This is a genomic window from Psychrosphaera sp. F3M07 (assembly GCF_018860345.1).
Lineage (GTDB): Bacteria > Pseudomonadota > Gammaproteobacteria > Enterobacterales > Alteromonadaceae > Psychrosphaera > Psychrosphaera aquimarina.
Map to the genome: position 1 here is coordinate 374,412 of NZ_JAHKPJ010000020.1, position 23,930 is coordinate 398,341.

At 36.5% G+C, this 23,930-nt stretch carries 24 protein-coding genes; 7 read left to right on the forward strand and 17 right to left on the reverse strand.

Annotated elements, in window-relative coordinates:
• Positions 1–14: 14 nt before the first annotated feature.
• The 15 genes from atpH to rpmH all read right to left on the reverse strand — a co-directional run bounded on the left by atpH (position 15) and on the right by rpmH (position 12,230).
• Positions 15–548: a F0F1 ATP synthase subunit delta gene (atpH, locus tag KO505_RS10500; protein ID WP_216055397.1), complete on the reverse strand. Its 534-nt coding sequence runs from the start codon at positions 546–548 to the stop codon at positions 15–17.
• A gap of 17 nt (positions 549–565) precedes the next feature.
• The gene (gene atpF, locus KO505_RS10505) at positions 566–1,036 is read right to left on the reverse strand and encodes a F0F1 ATP synthase subunit B (protein WP_216055398.1); all 471 of its coding nucleotides are present in this window, start codon (positions 1,034–1,036) and stop codon (positions 566–568) included.
• A gap of 50 nt (positions 1,037–1,086) precedes the next feature.
• A complete protein-coding gene (gene atpE / locus KO505_RS10510) occupies positions 1,087–1,305 on the reverse strand; it encodes a F0F1 ATP synthase subunit C (protein ID WP_105051295.1) in 219 nt (72 codons plus the stop codon).
• Positions 1,306–1,413: 108 nt separating this feature from the next.
• A complete protein-coding gene (gene atpB, locus KO505_RS10515; protein WP_216055399.1) occupies positions 1,414–2,217 on the reverse strand; it encodes a F0F1 ATP synthase subunit A in 804 nt (267 codons plus the stop codon).
• A gap of 28 nt (positions 2,218–2,245) precedes the next feature.
• Entirely contained in the window at positions 2,246–2,569 is a 324-nt protein-coding gene (locus tag KO505_RS10520) for an ATP synthase subunit I (protein WP_216055400.1), read from the reverse strand.
• A gap of 390 nt (positions 2,570–2,959) precedes the next feature.
• Positions 2,960–3,865, reverse strand: a complete 906-nt coding sequence (locus KO505_RS10525; RefSeq protein ID WP_216055401.1) for a ParB/RepB/Spo0J family partition protein — start codon at positions 3,863–3,865, stop codon at positions 2,960–2,962.
• Positions 3,866–3,882: 17 nt separating this feature from the next.
• Positions 3,883–4,662 (reverse strand): ParA family protein, encoded by a 780-nt coding sequence (locus KO505_RS10530; RefSeq protein ID WP_216055402.1) that lies wholly within the window; start codon positions 4,660–4,662, stop codon positions 3,883–3,885.
• A 13-nt stretch (positions 4,663–4,675) separates the two neighbouring features.
• On the reverse strand, positions 4,676–5,308 hold the full coding sequence (gene rsmG / locus KO505_RS10535) for a 16S rRNA (guanine(527)-N(7))-methyltransferase RsmG (protein WP_216055403.1): 633 nt from the start codon (positions 5,306–5,308) through the stop codon (positions 4,676–4,678).
• Between the two features lie 109 nt (positions 5,309–5,417).
• Entirely contained in the window at positions 5,418–7,307 is a 1,890-nt protein-coding gene (gene mnmG / locus KO505_RS10540; RefSeq protein WP_216055404.1) for a tRNA uridine-5-carboxymethylaminomethyl(34) synthesis enzyme MnmG, read from the reverse strand.
• A 550-nt stretch (positions 7,308–7,857) separates the two neighbouring features.
• Positions 7,858–8,304, reverse strand: coding sequence for a flavodoxin domain-containing protein (locus KO505_RS10545; RefSeq protein WP_216055405.1), 447 nt, complete (start codon positions 8,302–8,304; stop codon positions 7,858–7,860).
• Between the two features lie 39 nt (positions 8,305–8,343).
• Positions 8,344–9,723: a tRNA uridine-5-carboxymethylaminomethyl(34) synthesis GTPase MnmE gene (mnmE, locus tag KO505_RS10550; RefSeq protein WP_216055406.1), complete on the reverse strand. Its 1,380-nt coding sequence runs from the start codon at positions 9,721–9,723 to the stop codon at positions 8,344–8,346.
• 113 nt (positions 9,724–9,836) lie between these two features.
• The gene (gene yidC / locus KO505_RS10555) at positions 9,837–11,498 is read right to left on the reverse strand and encodes a membrane protein insertase YidC (protein ID WP_216055407.1); all 1,662 of its coding nucleotides are present in this window, start codon (positions 11,496–11,498) and stop codon (positions 9,837–9,839) included.
• Between the two features lie 5 nt (positions 11,499–11,503).
• Positions 11,504–11,770 (reverse strand): membrane protein insertion efficiency factor YidD, encoded by a 267-nt coding sequence (yidD, locus tag KO505_RS10560; protein ID WP_216055408.1) that lies wholly within the window; start codon positions 11,768–11,770, stop codon positions 11,504–11,506.
• Positions 11,725–12,093 carry a ribonuclease P protein component gene (rnpA, locus tag KO505_RS10565; RefSeq protein WP_216055409.1) on the reverse strand — a complete coding sequence of 123 codons (369 nt, stop codon included), beginning with the start codon at positions 12,091–12,093 and terminating at the stop codon, positions 11,725–11,727. Before rnpA ends, yidD begins: the two co-directional genes overlap by 46 nt.
• Before the next feature lie 2 nt (positions 12,094–12,095).
• A complete protein-coding gene (rpmH, locus tag KO505_RS10570; RefSeq protein ID WP_105051306.1) occupies positions 12,096–12,230 on the reverse strand; it encodes a 50S ribosomal protein L34 in 135 nt (44 codons plus the stop codon).
• Positions 12,231–12,647: 417 nt separating this feature from the next.
• On the opposite strand from rpmH, the gene dnaA reads away from it, so the two are divergent.
• The 7 genes from dnaA to KO505_RS10605 all read left to right on the forward strand — a co-directional run bounded on the left by dnaA (position 12,648) and on the right by KO505_RS10605 (position 22,364).
• Complete coding sequence (gene dnaA, locus KO505_RS10575; protein ID WP_216055410.1) at positions 12,648–14,033, forward strand: chromosomal replication initiator protein DnaA; 1,386 nt, start codon at positions 12,648–12,650, stop codon at positions 14,031–14,033.
• Positions 14,034–14,046: 13 nt separating this feature from the next.
• Positions 14,047–15,150 (forward strand): DNA polymerase III subunit beta, encoded by a 1,104-nt coding sequence (gene dnaN, locus KO505_RS10580; RefSeq protein WP_216055411.1) that lies wholly within the window; start codon positions 14,047–14,049, stop codon positions 15,148–15,150.
• Between the two features lie 10 nt (positions 15,151–15,160).
• Entirely contained in the window at positions 15,161–16,288 is a 1,128-nt protein-coding gene (locus KO505_RS10585; protein ID WP_216055412.1) for a DNA replication/repair protein RecF, read from the forward strand.
• Positions 16,279–18,729 carry a DNA topoisomerase (ATP-hydrolyzing) subunit B gene (gene gyrB / locus KO505_RS10590; RefSeq protein WP_216055413.1) on the forward strand — a complete coding sequence of 817 codons (2,451 nt, stop codon included), beginning with the start codon at positions 16,279–16,281 and terminating at the stop codon, positions 18,727–18,729. The genes KO505_RS10585 and gyrB overlap by 10 nt, the downstream gene beginning before the upstream one ends.
• A 116-nt stretch (positions 18,730–18,845) precedes the next feature.
• Positions 18,846–19,772, forward strand: a complete 927-nt coding sequence (glyQ, locus tag KO505_RS10595; RefSeq protein ID WP_216055414.1) for a glycine--tRNA ligase subunit alpha — start codon at positions 18,846–18,848, stop codon at positions 19,770–19,772.
• Positions 19,769–21,832, forward strand: a complete 2,064-nt coding sequence (glyS, locus tag KO505_RS10600; protein ID WP_216055415.1) for a glycine--tRNA ligase subunit beta — start codon at positions 19,769–19,771, stop codon at positions 21,830–21,832. Before glyQ ends, glyS begins: the two co-directional genes overlap by 4 nt.
• 79 nt (positions 21,833–21,911) lie before the next feature.
• Complete coding sequence (locus KO505_RS10605; RefSeq protein ID WP_216055416.1) at positions 21,912–22,364, forward strand: hypothetical protein; 453 nt, start codon at positions 21,912–21,914, stop codon at positions 22,362–22,364.
• A 6-nt stretch (positions 22,365–22,370) separates the two neighbouring features.
• Here the strand turns inward: KO505_RS10605 and tusA are convergent, their stop codons facing one another.
• Positions 22,371–22,622 (reverse strand): sulfurtransferase TusA, encoded by a 252-nt coding sequence (gene tusA / locus KO505_RS10610; protein ID WP_216055417.1) that lies wholly within the window; start codon positions 22,620–22,622, stop codon positions 22,371–22,373.
• Between the two features lie 137 nt (positions 22,623–22,759).
• Complete coding sequence (fadA, locus tag KO505_RS10615) at positions 22,760–23,923, reverse strand: acetyl-CoA C-acyltransferase FadA (RefSeq protein ID WP_216055418.1); 1,164 nt, start codon at positions 23,921–23,923, stop codon at positions 22,760–22,762.
• Positions 23,924–23,930: the final 7 nt, after the last annotated feature.

The following is a 23,930-nucleotide window of genomic DNA, read 5'->3' on the forward strand; positions in this document are numbered from 1 at the left end:
GCTCAAATCCCCAATTACGATTGTAATGTATGTGATAAACGTTCTAACTTGCCGCGAATTGTTGCATCAATAACGGTATCGCCCGCTTTAATTAACAAACCACTAACAACAGAACTATCAATATTACAATTCAGCTTAATTTTGCGTGCTAGACGTTTTTCTAAAGAAACAACCAATGATGATTGGTGTGCTTCACTAATTTCAGTTGCTGAAGTCACATCGACCTCAATCTCATTCTCATACAGTGCTTTTTGTTCTTCGAACAAATCAACAACTGCAGGAAGAGCAACTAAACGTCCATTTTCGGCCAATACTTTAATAAAGTTTTGACCTTGTTCATTCAGTTGTTCACCACATACTTTGACAAATAAGTCAGAAGTAACTTCTGGTGAATGAGAGCCTGCTAAATAGGCTTTGATGTCTTCGTTTGAAGCAACTTGTGCTGCAAATTCCAACATCTCATGCCATTGCGTAACGGCTCCGCTTTCAACAGCGAAATCAAACGCAGCTTTAGCGTAGGGACGAGCTACTGTAGTCAATTCAGACATTTGCTCTATTCCTCTGCTTATAGTTCTGCAACTAGTTTATCTAGGATGTCACTGTGGGCAGCAGCATCAATATGACGCTCTAAAATTTTTGCTGCACCAGCTACTGCTAAAACAGAAACTTGTTGGCGAAGATCTTCTTTCGCACGGTTGCGCTCAGCGTCAACCTCGGCATAACCTTGTGAAATAATTTTTTCACGTTCGTCATGACCTTTTTGCGTTTCTTCATCAACAATCTGTGTTGCACGCTTTTTCGCTTGTTCAATGATTTCAGCGGCTTGAGCTTTAGCTTCTTTAAGCTGCTCGGTCGCTTTCTCTTGAGCAAGTTCTAAGTCTTTCTCAGCGCGTTCAGACGCTGCAAGACCATCTGCTATTTTATTTTGGCGTTCTTCGATAGCACCGTTTAATGGTGGCCACACATATTTCATTGTGAACCAAACAAAAACGATAAATGCGATAGACTCGCCTAATAGAGTGGCATTTAGATTCATTACCGCTCTCCTTACTTATTTAATACTATTGTTCGAATGAAAATGAGTGATTAAGCAAGTACGAATAACATGTATAACGCGATAGCTACACCGATCATCGCGATAGCGTCAATAAGACCCGCTACGATGAACATTTTTACTTGTAGCTGAGGTGCTAGTTCAGGTTGACGTGCTGCAGATTCTAGGAATTTGCCACCTAATAAACCGAAACCGATAGCAGTACCAAGTGCGCCTAGGCCGATTAGTAGAGCAACAGCAATAAATAACATATGTATCTCCAATTTTTATGGTTAATGTTTAAAGTTAAAGTAAATTTTTATAGGGCTTCCTGCCCATATCCAAATGGATAATTAAATCTTTGTAAACTGTTTTACTAATTAGTGATCTTCATGCGCCAAGCTTAAGTACACAATGGTTAACATCATGAAAATAAATGCTTGAAGTGGAATTACTAACAAGTGGAAAGCGGCCCATATGAAGTGAGCAGGCAATTGCCATATACCCATAAGTCCTGCAATCAATATAAAGATAAGCTCACCAGCATATAGGTTACCGAATAAACGTAATGCTAATGACATAGGTTTAGCAATTAATGCAATGACTTCCAATATAAAGTTAAACCAGTACAACCAAGGGGTATTGAACGGGTGAGCATAAAGCTCTTTCATGAATCCGCCAAAACCTTTAATTTTTATCGAGTAGAAAATCATCAATACAAACACACCCAGAGCAAGTGCTGCTGTCATGTTTAAATCTGTAGTCGGTACTACTTTCATATAAATATGAGAGTTACCTGAAGCGATAGTTTCCCACGATTCACCACCAATTAATGCAGCTGCAGTAGGCAACCAATCAACAGGAATGATGTCCATAAAGTTCATTAACAATACCCATACAAATATGGTTAACGCTAATGGAGCTATTAATGGATTTTTGCCATGGAAAGTGTCTTTCACACTGTTCCCAACAAACTCCACGATCATTTCAACGAAACATTGAAATTTTCCTGGAACACCAACGGTTGCTTTTTTTGCAACACTGCGAAAAGAAAGGATGAAAACCAAGCCTAGAAGAATTGACCATGCCAACGTATCAACGTGCCATGTCCAAAAGCCTTCGCCCACTGACGCATTGGTCAAGTGGTGCTTGATGTAACCCTGAGTAGTGAGTTCACCAGCCATTGTTTATTTTCCCAAAAGTTTAAAGTTATTAAAAAATTATCGATTTTAAAAACTGACTTAATTTTGCGATTAAAAACCCTATAAATAACACCGGAAATATAACCGGTACGGTTTTAATAACAGCAATAAACATAGCGCCAGTTAACATTATTTTTACGGTTTCGCCTCGGTAAAATGATGCAGCTACCATTTGTAACTTGCGAGCACCGGTAAAACGAAACGCATATAATGTAAATACAACTGAAGGGATAACATCTAACAAAACACCAATAAAAAATGATTTGCCCGCTAAATTATCCCATGTAAATCCTATAAAAACTGATATCAGTAACCCAATTAAGAATTGCCACATCAAAAACTTGAAGGCTTTTTGCCGATTTGTTTTTGTTATGTGTTGTACCAAAAATCAATTTCCTAAATATTTTATTTCATGCTCAATGCAGCATGACTGTTTGCCTAGACGTAATTCAAATAGATGACAATTTTTAACTCGTCACATTTTCTAGGCTCAAAACTGGCGAAATTATACGTTTATGTCATTAATTTGCAACTATTAAGCACGTTATAACTAAGCGTTTAAGGTTGAAAATTTATAGCCTGCACAAACTTTTACTATTGTCTTTCAGTTTTATGACGGCTTATTAATCTAAGCTGTCATTTTATAATCAAACTCTTAACAATTTATTGATATTTTAGATCTAAAGTTTATAAAAAAAGCCAACATTGTTGGCTTCTTAATTTATTAATTTTGTTCAGGACTGAGATGAGAGATAATCCCATCTAATTCATCTAAAGATGAATAAGAAATGACTAATTTACCCTTACCTTTTCGATTGTAAGAAATATCAACTTTAGCACCTAACTTTTCAATCAGCTGTTGTTCTAACAGTTTAACGTCAGGATCTTTATCAGCGGGTACTTTTTCTTTAATACCATCGGTAATACTGTTAACTAACTTTTCGGTTTCTCTAACCGTCAATTCTTTTGCTACAACTTTACGAGCCGCTAATATCTGTTCATCGCCAGACAAGGCTAATAATACTTTTGCGTGACCAAACTCTAAATCACCATGTTCCATTAATGTCTTAACATCATCTTCTAATTTGTTTAAACGAAGATAGTTAGTAATTGATGTACGTGACTTACCTACTGCGTCAGCAACTTCTTGATGTGTTAATTCAAACTCATCTTGTAAACGCTGTAATGCAATGGCTTCTTCCATTGCGTTTAAATCTTCTCGTTGAATATTTTCAATTAAAGCTATTGCAACTGCTGCTTCATCTGGCACATCTTTGATAATACAAGGCACTAGATCTAACTCTGCTAATTGAGCGGCACGCCAACGACGTTCACCTGCAATTATTTCATAACTATCGTCTTTTAATGGACGCACAACAATAGGTTGAATAATACCTTGTGAACGAATCGATGATGCTAAATCATCAAGCGCTTCTGGAGACATGTCTTGGCGAGGCTGATATTTACCAGGAACAAGCTGCTCTATTGGTAATTTAGATAACCCCGTTTTAGCTTCTATTTCGCTGGCGCTTAAAATAGCTTCTGAGTTTTCAGCTGTTGTATTTTGGTTGGATTGATTTGAAAGTAGGGCATCTAAACCTCTACCTAACCCACGTTTTCGTGCAGACATAGTGTTCCTTTGAAATTTTATGCAGCTTTTATTTTATTCGAACGTCTAAGCATTTCACCGGCTAATGCTAAATACGCTTTTGCACCAGATGATGATTTATCATAATACATAACAGGTGCACCAAAACTAGGCGCTTCTGCTAATCTAACGTTTCTTGGAATTACAGTTCGATAAACTTTATCGCCAAAATGATGTTTTAACTGTTCAGAAACATCATTAGCTAAACGATTTCTAGGGTCATACATAGTTCGTAATATCCCTTCAATTTTTAAATCTGGATTAACAACACTCGCTAGTTGAGAAATAGTATCCATTAATGCAGTTAACCCTTCTAATGCATAATATTCACACTGCATAGGTACAATTACAGAATCAGACGCGGCCATCGCATTAACCGTTAACATATTCAGTGAAGGCGGGCAGTCTATGAATATATAGTCATAGTTATCTTTAACTTTAGCCAATGCATTTTTAAGGCGTAATTCTCTGCCATACATTTCCATCATTTTTACTTCAGCAGCCGTCACGTCTCCATTGCCTGCGATTAAGTCAAATCCACCAGATGTTTCTGTGATTATTATTTTTTCAGGTGGTAAGTCGTCAACCAACAAATCGTAAGCGCTATATTCAACATCATATTTATCAACGCCAGATCCCATGGTTGCATTACCTTGAGGATCAAGATCGACTAATAATATTTTACGTTTTGTCGCAGCCATAGACGCTGCAAGGTTAACTGCAGATGTTGTTTTTCCAACACCACCTTTTTGATTGGCTATTGCTATTATTTTTGCCACTGTATCCTCAGTTCTAACTAACGTTTTTTAATAAAACGAGATGTCTTTCACCATCTAATTCAGGAACAAGCAATGTATGAACTTGTTTAACGGTTACAAAGTCAGGTAATTGATCGATTTCTTGCTGATCTAATTGACCTTTTAATGCGTAAAATAATCCATCTTTCGCAACTAAATGATGACTCCAATTTACCATATCAGAAATAGAGGCAAAGGCTCTACTTAATACTCCAGCGTATTGACCTTGATGATCTTCAACTCTACTTTGTAGTGGAGTAACGTTATCTAACTTTAATTCATGTTTTACTTGAGTAATAAAACGAATCCGTTTCCCTAATGAATCTAATAAAGTGAACTCTAACTCAGGGTTAACGATTGCCAATGGAATACCTGGTAATCCAGGTCCAGTGCCAACATCAATGAATTTATTATTGATATCTGAAACTTCAGATAAGTGAGGACTTACAACTAAACTATCAACTATATGTTTTACTAACATTTGTTCAGGCTGACGAACCGACGTTAAGTTATATGCTTTATTCCATTTATTCAAAAGTCCAACATAAGCGACCAACTGGTCAAGTTGTTGTTCATTAACTTGTAAATCTGTTTTGGCAATTAACTTAGCTAATTTAGCTTTTAACATAGAGTGATAGTTTCAAAATTTGGTCAATTATCGCAAAAGTATAACTAGCAAAATGTGTCATACCTAGTGTTAATTTTAAAAACTTTAATTTGCTTTAAAAACGAACGCGTTACGCTGATTTACGTAACGCCCCTTGTTTTTTAAGATAAACCAATAATAACGAAATTGCCGCAGGCGTAATTCCAGATATTCTTGATGCTTGACCTATTGTATCAGGGCGTGCATCTTCTAGTTTCGCTACAACTTCGTTAGACAAACCACTTACTGTAGAATAATCAAAGTCTGCCGGAAGAATAGTCGTTTCATGGCGTTGTAGTTTTTCAATCTCTTGCATTTGACGATCGATATAACCTTGATACTTAATTTGTATTTCTACTTGCTCTGCAGCTTGAACATTATCGCAAGCAGGACCAATACCTTCTATCTTCATAAGGTCGTCATATCTAACTTCAGGTCTTCTCACTAAATCTTCTAAACTTGCTTCACGAGAAATTGGACTTTTAAGTAATGAATTTACTTGTTCGAGTGAAACATGATCTTTATGGATCCAAGTTGATTTTAATCGTTGCTTTTCAGTCGCGATTTTTTCTACTTTTTCATTAAATAGTTGCCAGCGTTTATCACAAACTAAACCTAATTGACGCCCGGTTTCAGTTAATCGTAGATCTGCGTTATCTTCTCTTAACATCAAACGGTATTCAGCTCTACTTGTAAACATACGATAAGGTTCTTTAGTACCTAAAGTTGCAAGATCATCGATTAATACACCGATATAAGTTTGGTTTCTGGTTGGGATCCATTGATCTTTTTCTTGTGAGCGTAATGCTGCATTCGCACCTGCAATTAAACCTTGTGCAGCGGCTTCTTCATAGCCTGTGGTACCATTAATTTGACCGGCAAAGTAAAGCCCATTTATAAATTTAGTTTCTAATGTTTGTTTTAAATCTCTAGGATCAAAATAGTCATATTCAATAGCGTAACCTGGGCGAGTTATATGTGCATTTTCGAAGCCTTTGATCGATCTTACTAATTCTATTTGTACGTCAAAAGGTAAACTTGTTGAAATTCCGTTTGGATAAACTTCATGTGTTGTTAGTCCCTCAGGCTCTACAAATATTTGATGTTGATCTTTATCTGCAAAACGTACAATTTTATCTTCAATAGATGGACAATAACGAGGACCTATTCCTTCAATTACACCTGAATACATTGGCGATCTATCAAGTCCTCCACGTATTATATTGTGTGTATTTTCATTGGTATACGTTATAAAACAAGGGATCTGTTGAGGATGCGTATTTTTTTCACTTATGTAAGAAAAATAAGGCGTTGGAGTATCACCTTGTTGCTCTTGCATAACAGAAAAATCAATAGTTCTTGCATCTATTCTTGGTGGAGTGCCTGTTTTTAAACGATCGACTCTAAATGGTAATTCTCTTAATCTATCCGCTAATGCGATTGATGGAGGATCGCCTGCTCGGCCACCAGAATGGTTTTCTAAACCAATATGTATTTTTCCACCTAAAAATGTTCCAACCGTTAATACTACTGATTTTGCACGAAATTTTAACCCCATTTGGGTTACAACACCGACAACGGTTTCGTTTTCAACAATTAAGTCATCACATGACTGTTGAAATATTTTTAAATTAGGTTGGCTTTCAAGTGTTTCTCTAATGAAAGCTTTGTATAAGATCCTATCAGCTTGAGCTCTAGTTGCTCTTACTGCTGGGCCTTTTGATGAATTTAATGTTCTAAATTGTATCCCACCAGCATCTGCTGCTAGACCCATTATTCCGCCTAGGGCATCAATCTCTTTAACTAGATGACCTTTGCCTATCCCGCCAATAGCTGGATTACATGACATTTGACCTAATGTATCAACGTTATGGGTCAACAAAAGCGTATTTTGTCCCATTCTTGCAGAAGCAAGTGCCGCTTCTGTTCCAGCGTGTCCACCACCGACTACGATCACATCAAATTGTTCAGCAAAGATCATTTATACCTCGAAATACTTTTAACCAATTCTTAATAGGGATTTAGTAAAGATCCTCTAAAAAAGGGCGCGTATTCTATCTTTCTTTTTACTGGAATGAAACGGTTATTTTTTATTCAGAACATATGTAATTCCTTCATGTCCTTGCTCTTATATATATAAGATCTTTTTAAAGATCTTTTATTATTTCTACTATTAACTTACCGTATTTTGTTAGTAACTTTTATTTTCCTTATTAATTCATAGAGTTAATTAGATCATATGTTGTGATCATTCTTTGATCTAAATGGGTTAAACCTGCATATAAATATAGGGTTTATCCACAAGCACTTTAGCCTTGATAGTTATATTCTGGATATGTCCAGTTAGATCATAGGATCTTAACGATCTTATGCACACCATATATTAAAAACACTTATCTTGTGTGGATAATGTGGATAAGCTGAGTACTTGATGTGAAAAGGTTATTTGTTGTACTAAATATGAAGTGCGATGTGAGTAACAATTAAGATCCAAAATATTGATCGGATCTTAATAATATTACGTTATTTAATTAAATAAGATCCGAAATGCTTGGTATATATTGGCTTAACCACTCTATTACTATGTCTTCAGGCATGTCAGCATCCATAGCATCTACCTTTAACATAGGGGTGATCATAGTCATATTAGCCGATAAAAATAGATCATTGATGCTGATCCCTGCTCGGCAATATGTGTCGTAACTTGAATCACCTAATGCGATGATCATTGCTTTTTGACTTGATAAATCCGAATTACTATTAGTCACACTTTGTGTAAATTGGTGTAGGTTATATGGGATATCTCCAGCTCCATGCGTAGAAGTAATTACTATCCATAGAGGTGATGGTATTAGTTGCTTTAAAACAGGCTCTAACGTTATGCAGGCTTGTATATTATTGCTTGTTAATAGTTCCAGTACTTCATCCGCCACAAACTCTGCTGTGCCTGTTTCGGTTCCTACTATTATATTGATCATTTTTCTGTTCCTACATTACTGGTAATACGTAAATGGATATTATTTGCCAATACAAAACGAACTGAATATACGACCTAATAAATCATCAGAGCTAAATTCACCTGTTATTTCATTTAGGTGTTGTTGTGCTATGCGCAACTCTTCTGCCAAAATCTCACCAGCTGTATAAGATTGTAATTGGTCTTTACCTGTTAGTAAGTGATTGTAGGCTGCTTCTAATGCATCAAGATGGCGGCGTCTTGCCATAAACGTACCTTCTGTCGTTCCTTGGAACCCCATTGCTTTTTTAAGATGAGTTTTTAATTCTTGTATGCCAATGTCATGTTGTGCCGAAATTGATAATACGGGTACTTCACCATCGATGTAGATTTTTTGTTTATCTAACTCCACTAAGTCAATCTTGTTACGAATTATGGTAACAGACATATCTTTTGGCAGTTTGGCCATAAATTCTGGCCAGATAAGTTTAGGATCTAAACTATCGTTTTCACTCGCATCCACCAGCAATAACACTTTATCAGCTGAGTTTATTTCTTGCCAAGCTCGTTGAATACCTATTTGTTCTACTTTATCAGGGCTTTCTCTAAGACCCGCTGTATCGATAATATGTAACGGCATACCATCTATGTGAATATGTTCTTTTAACACGTCACGAGTAGTTCCAGCTATCTCTGTCACAATTGCAGAGTCTTTACCAGACAAGGCATTTAATAATGACGATTTTCCAGCGTTAGGTTTTCCAGCAATAACTACTTTCATACCTTCACGCATGATTGCACCTTGTTTAGCCTGATTTTGCACAGTGACTAAATAGTCGATAATAGCTAACAGGTCATTTTCAACTTTGCCATCGGATAAGAAGTCTATTTCTTCATCAGGGAAATCTATCGCGGCTTCAACATATATTCGTAGTCGGATCATTTGTTCGACAAGTTGATGGATTTTATTAGAAAACTCACCTTGTAAAGATTGCATAGCTGATTTTGCTGCTTGTACTGATGTACTTTCAATTAAATCAGCAATAGCTTCAGCTTGAGCTAAATCTATTTTGTCATTTAAAAATGCTCGTTCTGAAAACTCGCCTGCACGAGCTAATCGAATACCTTCTATTTGTGTGATTTGTTGTAGCAACATATCAACAATTACAGGTCCACCATGGCCTTGTAGTTCTAGGACATCTTCGCCAGTGAATGAATTTGGCCCCTTAAAAAATAAAGCGATGCCTTGATCTAATAATTCACCATCTAAAGAATTAAACGAGAGGTAATCTGCATATCGTGTTTTAGGACACTTACCTAAAATTTTGTTGGCAACTAATACTGCTTTGGGACCCGATACTCTTATTATGCCTACGCCACCTTTTCCTGGGGCAGTGGCTTGTGCAGCTATAGTGTCATTTGAATAAGCTAGTACGGTCATTGAAGTATCTCTTTGAATTTAATGCAATAAAAAAGGTGACTGGATAGTCACCTTTAATTTTAACTTAATTTTAGAAAACAGTTCAGAACTTTTATTAAACCGCTTTCTATCAGTTATTTTTTAGCTGCGTTTCTCTTATCTATATTACGATAAATGATCAACATTTGGATGATGGATATTACGTTTGATACAAACCAATATAAAACCAATCCAGCAGGGAACATGATAAAGAACACTGAGAATATAACCGGCATCCACAACATCATTTTTTGTTGCATAGGATCTGTTGAAGGTGTTGGTGATAACTTCTGCATTAAGAACATAGAAGCACCAAATAACGCTGGCAAGATGTAATATGGGTCAGCAGCAGATAGGTCTGAAATCCATAAACCAAATGGTGCATGACGTAACTCAACACTTTCTAGGAATACCCAGTACAATGCTAAGAAAATAGGCATCTGTAGAATTAGTGGTAAACACCCACCCATAGGGTTTACTTTTTCTTTTTTGTACAACTCCATAGTGGCTTGGCCAAACTTCTGACGATCATCACCAAAGCGTTGTTTTAATTGTTCCATTTTTGGTTGTAATGCACGCATTTTAGCCATTGATTCATATTGCTTTTTAGTTAATGGGTACATTAACGTTTTAACAAATATTGTGATCAATATAATTGCGATACCCCAGTTACCGACAACACCATAAATAGTGATTAGTAATGAGAATAACATTTGACTGATGAACCATAAAAATCCGTAATCAACCGTTAAATCTAATGTTTCGTGGATATTACCTAGCTCTTCTTGATTTTTAGGACCAGAGAATAATGTTGCTTTTGTTTCTACAGTATCACCGGCATTTATAACAATCGCGGGTGATTTAACACCTATAATGGCAGATTGGTTATTACCTAATACTCTAGAATAGATGTTATTTTGTTGATCTTTTGCTGGTACCCAAGCACTTACAAAGTAATGTTGGATCATGCCAATCCAGCCACCAACGGTATTTGTATTTAGTGACTTATCAGCCATGTCTTCAAAATCATAATGCTCATAAGACTCATCAGCTGTAGAGTAAGCTCCACCACGGTAGGTAGGCATCATCATACTTTGTTCATCACCAGCGACATCTTGTTTTAACTGATAGAAAGGTTGAACTTCTAAAGCTGTAGAAGATGTATTCTTAACATTAAATGTTACATCGATAGAATGTTTATTACGTTCAAAATAAAAAGTTTTAGTAACTTCTAAACCTTCTTTTGATACATAAGTCATTGGAATGACTAACGCGTTGTTTTCTAAAACCCATTCCGTTTTTTCTACTTTATAGATAGGTCGACCTTCACCTGAAGCATCAGGTCCATTGCGGCCTATCAAACCCGATTGGGCAACGTATACATTAGGTTTTTGCGATAACAATACAAACTTATCAGCAGACTTATGTTCAGCGTCATGTTTTAGCAAAATAGTTTTAACTACATCGCCACCCTTAGTGTCTATTTGTACTTCAAACGCGTCTGTGGTTACAGTAACCAAATTTTGTGTTTGTTGTTGAATTGGAGTCTCTATTACCTGTGAACTTGTTGATGAAGGTAAATCATCATTTGAATCACTAGAAATAGGTAAAGCGGAACCAACTGCATTATTTACCGTTTGTTCGGTTTGCGCTGGTGCTACTTGAGGATTTGGGGAATAGTCAACTAACCATTGTTGATATAACAAAAAGCTTACTAATACTAAACCAATAACTAAAAATGAACGTTGCGATTCCATAGAGCTTAATTCTCTTTTTTTTCTATGTTTGATTGAGGTGAATTTGGTACAGGATCAAATCCACCTTGACTAAATGGGTGACATCTTAGAATACGTTTTAAACTAAGCCAACTACCTTTTATAGAGCCATGGTGATTTAACGCATCAATAGCATATTCTGAACAACTTGGATAAAAGCGGCATTTAGCTGGAAACCAAGGGCTAATGGCCTTTTGGTAAACCCTTATTATTTTTTTAAGGATTGTTCGCAGCGTAGAGCTATTTTTTTCCATAATTTGTTCAATTGTTTATGCAGATGTTTATTGTCTGCTTCACCTATTTGGTTTCTGGCAATGACCACTATATCAATATTGGGCAAATTATGTTGATTTAAACGAAAGCTATCGCGAATAATTCGTTTAATTCTATTTCTGCCTACCGCTGTTTTTTCTTTTTTCTTAGCAATAGTCAATCCAATTCTAGGATTATCTAGATCATTAAATTTGGCTAATATTGTGATGTGATCAGAAACTGCTTTAACTGGGTGGTCAAAAACGCGGGAAAATTGAGAGGGAGTTACAAGGCGTAACTCCCTTGGAAAAGTATTACTTTTCACTATTATGCAGAAAGACGAGCACGTCCTTTAGCACGACGACGAGCTAAGACAGCACGGCCGTTTTTTGTTGCCATACGAGCACGGAAACCGTGACTACGTTTACGTTTTAGAACGCTAGGTTGAAATGTACGTTTCATATTAAATCCATCCGATCGGTTTAACTAATTAATGTAAATATCCCGCAGGTCGCGACCCCTGCAGGGCCCCAAAAAAGGACGGCGAATAATATAGATAGATGGAATAATAGTCAACACAATCATTCCAAAAAACAGAAAATAACAAGATATACACAATTTTGACTGATAATTACTGTGTATTGTGTATAACTTCACTGTTTTCGCTACTTTTTGTTCACAATTAAATAGTCAATATTTATCCATTAAATATTAGGCGTAACTCAAATATTACATACGCTGAATCTTATATATAGCGGCTAATATTTTAATTGTAGTTTATTCATATTCTTTGTTGAGTTTGTGGATAAATCTAAGGCATAATAGCAAATGCTTTTACGCCCATAATAATTATAACCGTACATCATATTAGGATAATCAGTGTATCAATCTCTTTGGCAAAGTTGCTTGCAAGTACTAGAGCAAGAATTAACTCTGCAGCAGTTCAATATGTGGATTCGCCCACTGCAGTTACATAGCTCAGAAAAGCTAATTACTCTGTATGCGCCAAATAGATTTGTATTAGATTGGGTTCGTGATAAATATATGGCGCGTATTACAGAATTGTTAAACCAATTCGGTGACGCTTCTAATATCCCGAGTATTAATTTTGATGTTGGATCTAAAATAGTTAACGCGCCAAGTAATCAAGCGCCTGTTGCACAACAACCTGTCTCAAATACATCTAGCACTGTTTCACCTTCAAGAATTACCCCTGTTCAAAATACTCCAGTACGTACCAGTCATAAATCTAATATTAATGAGTCTTATACATTTGATAGTTTTGTAGAAGGTAATAGTAACCAATTAGCGCGTGCAGCTGCTATGCAAGTTGCTGATAATCCAGGAAATGCTTACAACCCATTATTTTTATATGGTGGTACTGGTCTAGGTAAAACTCACTTATTGCATGCTGTCGGTAATGGCATTATGGCCAACAAGAAAGATGCAAAAGTAGTTTATATGCATTCAGAACGTTTTGTACAAGACATGGTGAAAGCACTTCAGAATAATGCCATTGAAGAATTTAAACGTTATTACCGTGGCTTAGATGCTCTATTAATAGATGACATACAGTTTTTCGCTAAGAAAGATCGTTCACAAGAAGAGTTTTTTCATACCTTCAATGCTTTGCTTGAAGGTAACAAACAGATAATTTTAACATCTGATCGTTATCCAAAAGAGATTGATGGTGTTGAAGATAGACTTAAAAGTCGATTTGGTTGGGGATTAAATGTACCTATTGAGCCACCAGAGTTAGAAACTCGAGTCGCTATTTTGATGAAAAAAGCACATCAAAGTAAAGTTAAAATACCAGAAGAAGTTGCCTTTTTTATAGCAAAAAGATTGCGCTCTAATGTTCGAGAGTTAGAGGGCGCGCTGAATAGGGTGATAGCGAATGCTAACTTCACAGGCAGACCAATTACGATTGATTTTGTAAAAGATGCATTGAGAGACCTTCTTGCATTACAAGATAAGTTAGTCACTATTGATAATATCCAAAAAACGGTCGCTGAATATTTTAAAATTAGAGTGGCTGATATATTGTCCAAACGCCGTAGTCGTTCAGTGGCAAGACCAAGACAAATTGCTATGTCATTAGCTAAAGAATTAACTAACCATAGTTTGCCAGAAATTGGTGATGCTTTTGGTGGCCGAGACCATACAACCGTTCTACATGCATGTAGAAAGATCAAAGAATTAAAAGAAGAGAGTCACGAAATAAAAGAAGATGTTCAAAACCTGAACAGAATCTTGTCTTCGTAGTGGGAATAGACAAATGCATATAATAATTAGTAAAGAAGCATTATTAAGACCGTTAACTTTAGTATCTGGTGCAATTGAACGTAAACATACGTTACCGATACTATCCAATGTCTTAATAGAAACGTCATTAGAAGAGGTAAAGTTCACCGGCACAGATATGGAGGTTGAATTAGTTGCTTCTGCTGTACCTGGAAATGTTATTCAAGCTGGTGCGATTACCGTTCCCGCTAAAAAGCTATTTGATATTTGTCGTTCATTACCTGATAACTCTGAAATTGAGTTTAAAGTTGATGGTCACTCTGCTGTGGTCAAGTCTGGCAAAAGTAAGTTTAGCTTATCAACTTTACCGGCAAGTGATTACCCTAATCTTGAAGAATGGTCTAGTTCTGAAAAAATAGAACTTACACGTCATGCACTTAGAGCATTAATTGAAAGTACACACTTTTCAATGGCTAACCAAGATGTTCGTTATTACCTCAATGGTATGTCTTTTGAATTAGAACCAAACTTAATCAGAACCGTATCAACAGATGGACACAGATTAGCCTTAGCACAACAATCTATTGTTAATGGGCTAACAGAGCAAAGACAAGTGATCGTGCCACGTAAGGCTGTTCTGGAGATTATTAGGCTATTAGAAGACGACGATGCTGTAATCCAATTGCATATTGGTTCAAATCATATTCGTATTGAAGAACAAAACTTTATATTCACGACTAAATTAGTTGATGGACGTTTTCCTGATTATCGTCGAGTACTTCCTCAAGGTGGAGATAAAACCATCGTTGCAGATAAGTCCATGTTAAAAGAAGTATTCCAACGCGTTTCTATTTTATCTAATGAAAAATTTAAAGGCGTTCGTTTAAATCTTTCTAATGGTGAATTATTAGTTTCAGCTAATAACCCTGAACAAGAGCAAGCTGAAGAGTCTGCTGTGGTAGATTATACCGGTGATTCATTAGAGATTGGGTTTAATGTTTCTTACATGATCGACGTTTTGAATAATATAAAAACAGATACAGTTAAAATTATGTTAGCGGACTCCAATAGTAGTGCGTTAATTGAAGGTTATGATGACGGCTCTAGCTTGTACGTTGTCATGCCAATGAAACTTTAATTTTATATTAATGCTGATATCCCAACTTAAGATATTCGGATTTCGGAATATAGAAACAGCAAGTTTAAATACAAATAAAAGAGTTAACGTTTTTTACGGCAAAAATGGCAGTGGAAAAACAAGTATTTTAGAAGCTTTGTTTTTCCTCAGCCGAGCTAAGTCATTCAGAACGAGTAAAAAAGGCGAGTTATTAAGGGATGGCAGTTCTTTATTAGCGGTTAGTGCAGATTTACAGCAACATTTAGAGACTCATAAATTAGGTATTGGGCTAGAAGGAAAAGGAACTACCAAGTTAAAGTTAGATGGTGAAGTGGTAACAAAACTATCACAGGCCTCTATTCTTTTTCCTACACAGCTAATTACACCTGAAAGTTTTGATATATTTTGGAGCTCACCTAAAGCACGTAGAAGCTTTTTTGATTTTGGCTTGTTCCACGTGGAACATGAGTTTCAAAATGAGTGGAATGTATATAGCAAAATATTGAAACAGACCAACGCGTTACTGAGACGTGGTGGGGTGAACCAAAAGGAATTACTTTATTGGTATAGGGGACTTGTTGAGTCGGCCAATAAAATTGATCATTTTCGAGAGTTGTTTTTAGAAGAACACTTCTCGAAAGCAATCAAAGAGTTAGCTCTTGAATTAGAGCATAATGAAAAAACGGATTTGTTAAAAAACTTGTTAATGCGCTACAAGAAAAAAGCGTTTGAACAAGAAATATCTGACGATAGTTTGTTAAAACAAATTGAAAAAGATATTAAATATAAACAAGTTGGTTTTGGGCCGAATAGGGCTGATTATTTGTTTTTAAGAGATGGAGAAGACATGTCTAGTCGTCTATCAAGAGGACAGGCAAAGATGCTTTTTTATCTATTAGTTGTTGCTATGGTTAATATAATTAAACAAACAACTAAGAAAAATATTTTGTTATTGGTTGATGATCTGCCTTCAGAAGTAGATCAACAAACAAGACAAACGATGCTGGAAATGCTTTTACATTCCCAAGCTCAAATTTTCGTTACAGGGATAGAGAATAATATTGCAATGGAATTTATGAATTACACAGATTCTGTCAACGTGTTCCACGTGGAACATGGAACCGTCAGACAAGAGAGTATGGAGCAGCTATGTCCGTAGAAAATGATTATGATTCAGCCAGTATTAAGGTCTTAAAAGGCCTTGATGCGGTTCGAAAACGTCCGGGAATGTATATTGGTGACACTGACGATGGTTCAGGCTTACACCACATGGTATTTGAAATTCTTGATAACTCAATCGATGAGGCCTTAGCGGGTCATTGTACGGATATTGTTGTTAAAATTCATTTAGATGGATCCGTATCCGTAAGAGATAATGGTCGTGGTATCCCAACTGAAATTCACCCTGAAGAAGGTGTTTCAGCTGCTGAGGTTATCATGACGGTACTTCATGCCGGTGGTAAATTTGGTGGTGATGACTCTGGTTATAAAGTATCAGGTGGTCTTCACGGAGTTGGTGTATCAGTTGTAAATGCATTGAGCGACAAACTAGTGTTAAATGTTCGTCGTGAAGGTAAGTTACATGAACAAGAATATCACTTAGGTGAACCAGTAGCACCTTTAGCAGTAGTTGGTGAAGCGTCTGAAAATGGAACTGAAGTTCGTTTTTGGCCAAGCCCAACAATATTCTCTGACGTAAAATTCCACTTTGATATATTAGTAAAAAGAATTAGAGAGTTATCATTCCTAAACTCAGGTGTCTCTATTCGTATTATTGATGAGCGTGAAGAAGATAAAAGCGAACACTTTTATTTCGACGGTGGTATTAAAGCATTTGTTGATTATTTAAATACAAACAAAACACCAGTAAACCAAGAAATATTCTATTTTAATCTAGAAAAAGATGATGGGATTATGGTTGAAGTTGCGATGCAGTGGAATGACTCATTCCAAGAAAATATTCTTTGTTTTACAAATAATATCCCGCAACGTGATGGTGGTACTCACTTAAGTGGATTTAGAGGCGCATTAACACGTACTCTAAATAACTACATAACCTCTGAAGGTCTGAATAAAGGCAAAGGTAAGAGTAAAGGTGCACTGGAAGTATCAGCCAGTGGTGATGATGCTCGTGAAGGCTTAACTGCAGTAGTATCTGTAAAAGTACCGGATCCTAAATTCTCATCTCAAACTAAAGATAAGCTGGTTTCTTCTGAAGTTAAAAGTGCAGTAGAACAAGCTATGGGTGAAAAACTACAAGATTACCTTGTTGAAAACCCAGCGATTGCAAAACTCATAGTAATGAAAATTATAGATGCTGCTAGAGCACGTGAGGCGGCACGTAAAGCACGTGAAATGACACGTCGTAAAAGTGCACTAGATATCGCAGGATTGCCTGGTAAGCTCGCAGATTGTCAGGAAAAAGATCCTGGTAAGTCTGAACTATATATAGTGGAAGGGGACTCTGCTGGCGGTTCAGCCAAGCAGGGACGAAACCGGAAAAACCAAGCTATATTGCCTCTAAAAGGTAAGATCTTAAACGTAGAGAAAGCTCGTTTTGATAAAATGATTTCTTCTCAGGAAGTTGGAACGCTGATCACTGCATTAGGTTGTGGTATTGGACGTGACGAATATGACCCTGAAAAATTACGTTATCATAATATCATCATCATGACCGATGCCGACGTGGATGGATCACATATCCGTACATTGTTATTAACTTTTTTCTATCGTCAAATGCCAGAACTTGTTGAACGTGGTTATATATACATTGCACAACCACCGTTATATAAAGTAAAGAAAGGTAAACAAGAACGTTATATTAAAGATGATGAAGTTTTAACAGAATACTTAACTACATTGGCACTTGAAGGCAGTACTCTACATTTAAGTTTAGATGCACCGGCGGTACATGGTTTAGAACTTGAAAAACTATTAAGACAATATCATTTAGCAGAATCTAGTTTAAATAGATTGGCTAAGAAAATTAATCCTAAAATATTATCTGGGTTAATGTTCCAAAAATCATTATTATCATCTCAATTAGATAATGAAGCTAATGTTGTAAATTGGATAGAAAGTTTCACCAATTATTTAAATGAAAAAGAAACTGAAGGTGTAAATTACACGCCATTAACGATATATGATGAAGAACGTAAACTTACATTACCTAAAATTCGTGTAAGACAGCACGGTGTTGATCGTGATTATACATTTACCAAAGACTTTATTGATTCAACGGAATATAAAAACGTAATCGAAATTGCAAACATAAATATGGATCTTCTTGAAGAAGGTGCATATGTAAGCCGCGGAGAAAAACGTTTACCAATCGAACATTTTGCTGAAGCTGTAGAATGGTTGATGAAAGAATCTAAGCGAGGCCTGTATATTCAGCGTTATAAAGGACTGGGTGAAATGAACCCTGAACAATTGTGGGAAACTACAATGGACCCTGAACAACGTCGTATGTTACAAGTAAGAATTGAAGATGCCATAGCATGCGATCAATTATTTACTACCTTAATGGGTGACCATGTAGAGCCTCGAAGAGACTTTATAGAAAGAAATGCACTTAAAGTGGCTAACTTAGACGTATAAGTTAAATACACGTATTAAAAAAGCCTATCAGTTAATAGCTGCTAGGCTTTATTACGTTTAAGATAGTACTAAATTCAATGAATAGATTAACTTACAAGGTTCAATAGAACAGAGTTATGAGTAAATATAATACAAATACATTTCAAGGCCTTATCTTAGCTTTACAAGATTATTGGGCTAGGCAAGGCTGTGTCATTATCCAACCACTTGATATGCAAGTGGGGGCCGGTACATTTCATCCAATGACGTTTCTACGTTCATTAGGTCCAGAACCTATGAGCAGCGCATATGTACAACCATGTCGACGACCGACAGATGGTAGATATGGTGAAAATCCTAATCGTCTACAGCATTACTATCAATTCCAAGTTATGTTGAAACCTTCGCCAAAAAATATTCAAGAATTGTATTTAGGTTCTCTTGAAGAATTAGGTTTAGATACATTAGTCAATGATATTCGTTTTGTAGAAGACAATTGGGAATCACCAACTTTAGGTGCTTGGGGATTAGGTTGGGAAGTTTGGTTAAACGGAATGGAGGTAACTCAATTTACGTATTTCCAACAAGTAGGTGGTATTGAGTGCTCACCTGTGACAGGTGAAATAACTTACGGCCTTGAACGTCTAGCAATGTATTTACAAGGTGTTGATAGTATATATGACCTTGTATGGACAGACGGTCCATTAGGAACCGTTACCTACGGTGATGTTTTCCATCAAAATGAAGTAGAACAATCAGCATATAACTTTGAACATGCTGATGTTGATGCGTTATTTGTCGAGTTTGATCAAGCTGAAAAAGAAAGCCAAAAATTGATTGACGCTGGATTAGCCTTACCTGCTTATGAGCAAGTTATGAAAGCATCACATGCATTTAATATGTTAGACGCAAGGCATGCTATATCAGTAACAGAACGTCAGCGTTATATATTACGTGTTCGTAGTTTATCCAAAGCCTGCGCTCAAGCTTATTATGATGCTAGAGAACAGCTTGGTTTCCCACTTTGTAAAACTAATACGTCTGAAGTTAAGGCAAAATCATGATTAAACAGAACTTATTAATCGAACTTGGGACGGAAGAGTTACCGCCAAAAGCACTTAAAAAGTTAGCAGTTTCATTTTGTGAAAATTTTGAAGCTCAAATCAAAAGTGCAAATTTAGCATTTGATTCTATTGAATGGTTTGCTGCTCCAAGAAGGCTTGCATTAAAAGTACACAATTTAGATGAGCAACAAGCTGACAAAGAAGTAGAAAAACGAGGTCCTGCTATTTCATCGGCCTTTGATGCTGATGGTAATGCAACAAAAGCAGCACAAGGTTGGGCAAGAGGTTGTGGCATCGATGTAAGTGAAGCAACACGTCTTAAAACTGATAAAGGTGAATGGCTGCTACACATCGCCAAAGTGAGCGGAAAAAACATTAGTGAATTAGTTGAAGGTTTTATTGTTCAAGCATTAAAACAATTACCAATTAATAAACCGATGCGCTGGGGAGCAGGAAGTGAAGAGTTCATACGCCCAGTTCATACCTTAATCGCATTATATGGTGACACTGTGTTGCCAGCAAAAGTCTTAGGCTTAACGTCTAGCAATCAAGCACAAGGGCATCGCTTTCATCATAAAGATTTAGTAACGATAACACACGCAGATAACTATCAACGTGAATTAGAAGCGGCTTATGTGATGGTCGATTTTAATCAAAGACAACAAGCTATTAGCCAACAAATGGCGACAATTTGTGAACAAAATAATGCTAAAACAATTGAAGATAATGACTTGTTAGATGAAGTTACCTCTTTAGTTGAATGGCCTGTGGCGTTAGTTGGTACTTTCGAACAGCGTTTCTTAGAGGTGCCACCTGAAGCACTTATTTACACAATGAAAGACGATCAAAAGTACTTTCCATTATTAGACGTTAACGGAAGTTTATTACCAAAGTTCATCTTTATATCGAACATTGAAAGTAAAGACCCACAACAAGTTATCTCTGGAAATGAAAAAGTCGTTAGACCGCGATTGGCTGATGCAGAGTTTTTCTATAATACAGATAAAAAACAAACACTTGAGTCACGTTTAACCAGTTTAGATACTGTATTATTCCAAAAACAACTTGGAACGTTAAAAGATAAGTCGGAACGTATTGCAAAATTAGCTGGTCATATCGCTAGTCAAATTAATGCAGATGTATCCTTGTCAGAACGTGCAGGTTTATTATCTAAAACAGATTTAATGACTGAAGTTGTTATGGAATTTACCGACATTCAAGGTGTAATGGGTAAATACTATGCGTTAAACGACGGTGAAGATGCAAAAGTAGCAGATGCTCTATATCAACAATACATGCCTAAATTTGCAGGTGATGAGCTTCCTACTTCATTGGAGGCATGCTCTGTTGCGCTAGCTGATAAGTTTGATAGCTTAGTGGGTATCTTTGGTATAGGTCAGCACCCAAAAGGGGATAAAGACCCGTTTGCCTTGAGAAGAGCGGCAATAGGTATTATTCGTATCTTAATAGAAAAAGAGCTACCTTTAGACTTTAAATCAATTGCAGAATTCAGTGCCGATCTGTTTGGTGACAAGTTATCAAATGATAATGTTATCGAAGATGTAATCGACTTTATGTTAGGGCGTTTCAGAGCACATTATCAAGAGCAAAATATCAAAGTTGAAATGATCCGAGCAGTTGAAGTAAAACGTCCGACATCTGCGTTAGACTTCGAACGTCGCCTAAAAGCCGTGGTGAATTTTGCACAATTAGATACCGCAGTTGCTTTAGCTGCAGCAAATAAACGTGTAAACAATATCCTAAGCAAAAATGGACAGAGTGAATTTACTAAGATAGATGAAGCATTGTTAGCAGATACTGCCGAAATAAACTTAGTAAATAAATTACATTCTATTTCTGGTTCGGTTAATGCAAGTTTTGATGCTGGTGATTATCAAGCAGGCTTAAATCAGTTAGCTGAATTAAGAGAGGTAATCGATTCATTTTTTGATGATGTGATGGTTATGGCTGATGATGTCGCAGTGAAAAATAATCGTTTAGCCATACTGGGCGAATTACAGCGTTTATTTATGTTTACTGCAGATATTTCAGTTCTATAATGTAGTTCTCAGAATATAAAAACATGATAAAAGCCAGTTAGCCTGGCTTTTTTTATATCTAAAGACCGGAGGGAAGTTTATGAAAATAATGGTTTTATTGATATTGGTTAGCGTATTGATGGCATGTAGCAGCAAACCAAAAGATATGTACTCAGATTTATACCTACGTTCAGAGTTTACTTGGTGGGAAGCAAAACCTGAGTATAAGTTTAAACCAATAGAAGACACTACAAATAAAATTGTAACAACGAAAATAGAAGCTGACGGAAACCCATATCATATTAAGGTTGCTGATAAACAATGGTCAAAAAACAAAAATTGCGGCTATAAAAAAATAGAAGACAGGAGTGTGAAATTAGGAAAATGGTTAGAACTTGATTGTACGTATGATTTTGAAAAGCTAAATTCAACACCTATTCAAAAACCTTTGGAATTAAAGCCAAAAGAAACAGGTTATTATACATTTATACTAAAAATGTCGACTACAGGCCCAAGTCATATTCAAATAAATAAAGTAGAATCCGTTCGATAACCTAAATTAACTTTGCTTTTTAATTAAAAAATAAAATGGTGAACTTTCAATAAACTGCTCAACTAAATCATGTCCCATAAAGCGACAAAAAGAAGGAATATCTCTTACTGTGGCGGGATCATCGGCAGTGATCAATAGCGTTTGTCCTAACTCCATGGCTCTAATTGATTTTCTAACCATCATAACTGGCTCTGGGCAACGTAGACCTAAAGCATCTAATGTTTGATCTGATGATATATTTTCAGGGTTAAAACTCATTATAAATTCCGGTAGAAGTTCATAATACAATTTTGATAAAAAAAGGTGTTTAAGTCGAGGACTAAACACCTTTTTATTATCAAATTAAAAATTAATTAAGGCTGCATAAGCGTTATGTTAGCTTCCTAAGTTAATAATTAATTTACACGTTCGAAGATTGTGGCAATACCTTGGCCAAAACCAATACACATAGTAGCTAAACCTAGTTCAGTATCGTTTCTTTCCATATTGTTAATTAATGTTGTTGATATTCTTGCACCAGAACAACCAAGAGGGTGTCCTAAAGCAATAGCGCCGCCATTAACATTAATAGAATCCATACGATCTAGAATATCTAATCCTTTCATTACTGATAAGGCCTGAGCCGCAAACGCTTCATTTAGCTCAAATTGTTGTAAATCGGTCACGGCTAAACCTGCACGTTTAAGGGCAATAGCAGTTGCTGGAACAGGACCCCACCCCATAGTCGATGGCTCACAACCTGATACACCCATCGATTTAACTCTAGCTCTGATAGTTAACCCTAACGCTTTCGCTTTGTCTTCACTCATTACTAACATGCCTGAAGCACCATTAGATAAGGCAGAAGAAGTAGCAGCTGTAACAGTACCATTAACTGGATTAAAAACCGGGCGCAAAGCTGATAACGATTCAACTGTCGACTCTGGACGAATAACTTCATCATAGTCACACATAGTTAATGCACCATTAACATCATGACCTTCAACAGGAATGATCTCATTGGCGAAGTGGCCGTTGATTGTTGCTTGGTGTGCAAGTTGATGAGAGCGAGCACCAAACTCATCTTGCATTTGTCTACTGATATCATATTTACGCGCTAGTGCTTCAGCAGTTAACCCCATTGAACCAGCAGCTTGTGCAGTTGATAGGTTTAATCCAGGATGAAAGTCTAAGCCATGTGTCATAGGAACGTGTTCCATATGCTCAACACCGCCAATTAGGAACATGTCTCCTTGATTAGACATAATCTTAGCTGCAGCATCGTGCAATGCTTGCATTGATGAACCACAAAGACGGTTTACAGTAACAGCTGGAACAGAAGTTGGAATACCAGCTAATAAAGCTGCTTGACGACCAACATTAAAACCTTGTTCTAAGGTTTGCATAACACAACCCCAAATAACGTCATCTAGTTCAGATGCGTCAACTTGTGGGTTACGTGCTAATAATGATTTCATTACGGCGGCTGATAAATCTTCAGCTCTTACGTGACTGAACATCCCGTTACGTGCTTTAGCCATAGCGGTGCGTACACAATCTACAATAACTACATTTTTCATTTTCTTG

Excerpts from the sequence above, each read along its gene's own strand:
- atpH (WP_216055397.1), bottom strand. The coding sequence starts at position 548 with ATGTCTGAATTGACTACAGTAGCTCGTCCCTACGCTAAAGCTGCGTTT.
- atpF (WP_216055398.1), bottom strand. The coding sequence starts at position 1,036 with ATGAATCTAAATGCCACTCTATTAGGCGAGTCTATCGCATTTATCGTT.
- atpE (WP_105051295.1), bottom strand. The coding sequence starts at position 1,305 with ATGTTATTTATTGCTGTTGCTCTACTAATCGGCCTAGGCGCACTTGGT.
- atpB (WP_216055399.1), bottom strand. The coding sequence starts at position 2,217 with ATGGCTGGTGAACTCACTACTCAGGGTTACATCAAGCACCACTTGACC.
- KO505_RS10520 (WP_216055400.1), bottom strand. The coding sequence starts at position 2,569 with ATGTGGCAATTCTTAATTGGGTTACTGATATCAGTTTTTATAGGATTT.
- KO505_RS10525 (WP_216055401.1), bottom strand. The coding sequence starts at position 3,865 with ATGTCTGCACGAAAACGTGGGTTAGGTAGAGGTTTAGATGCCCTACTT.
- rsmG (WP_216055403.1), bottom strand. The coding sequence starts at position 5,308 with ATGTTAAAAGCTAAATTAGCTAAGTTAATTGCCAAAACAGATTTACAA.
- mnmG (WP_216055404.1), bottom strand. The coding sequence starts at position 7,307 with ATGATCTTTGCTGAACAATTTGATGTGATCGTAGTCGGTGGTGGACAC.
- KO505_RS10545 (WP_216055405.1), bottom strand. The coding sequence starts at position 8,304 with ATGATCAATATAATAGTAGGAACCGAAACAGGCACAGCAGAGTTTGTG.
- mnmE (WP_216055406.1), bottom strand. The coding sequence starts at position 9,723 with ATGACCGTACTAGCTTATTCAAATGACACTATAGCTGCACAAGCCACT.
- yidC (WP_216055407.1), bottom strand. The coding sequence starts at position 11,498 with ATGGAATCGCAACGTTCATTTTTAGTTATTGGTTTAGTATTAGTAAGC.
- yidD (WP_216055408.1), bottom strand. The coding sequence starts at position 11,770 with ATGGAAAAAAATAGCTCTACGCTGCGAACAATCCTTAAAAAAATAATA.
- rpmH (WP_105051306.1), bottom strand. The coding sequence starts at position 12,230 with ATGAAACGTACATTTCAACCTAGCGTTCTAAAACGTAAACGTAGTCAC.
- dnaN (WP_216055411.1), top strand. The coding sequence starts at position 14,047 with ATGCATATAATAATTAGTAAAGAAGCATTATTAAGACCGTTAACTTTA.
- KO505_RS10585 (WP_216055412.1), top strand. The coding sequence starts at position 15,161 with ATGCTGATATCCCAACTTAAGATATTCGGATTTCGGAATATAGAAACA.
- gyrB (WP_216055413.1), top strand. The coding sequence starts at position 16,279 with ATGTCCGTAGAAAATGATTATGATTCAGCCAGTATTAAGGTCTTAAAA.
- glyQ (WP_216055414.1), top strand. The coding sequence starts at position 18,846 with ATGAGTAAATATAATACAAATACATTTCAAGGCCTTATCTTAGCTTTA.
- glyS (WP_216055415.1), top strand. The coding sequence starts at position 19,769 with ATGATTAAACAGAACTTATTAATCGAACTTGGGACGGAAGAGTTACCG.
- KO505_RS10605 (WP_216055416.1), top strand. The coding sequence starts at position 21,912 with ATGAAAATAATGGTTTTATTGATATTGGTTAGCGTATTGATGGCATGT.
- tusA (WP_216055417.1), bottom strand. The coding sequence starts at position 22,622 with ATGAGTTTTAACCCTGAAAATATATCATCAGATCAAACATTAGATGCT.
- fadA (WP_216055418.1), bottom strand. The coding sequence starts at position 23,923 with ATGAAAAATGTAGTTATTGTAGATTGTGTACGCACCGCTATGGCTAAA.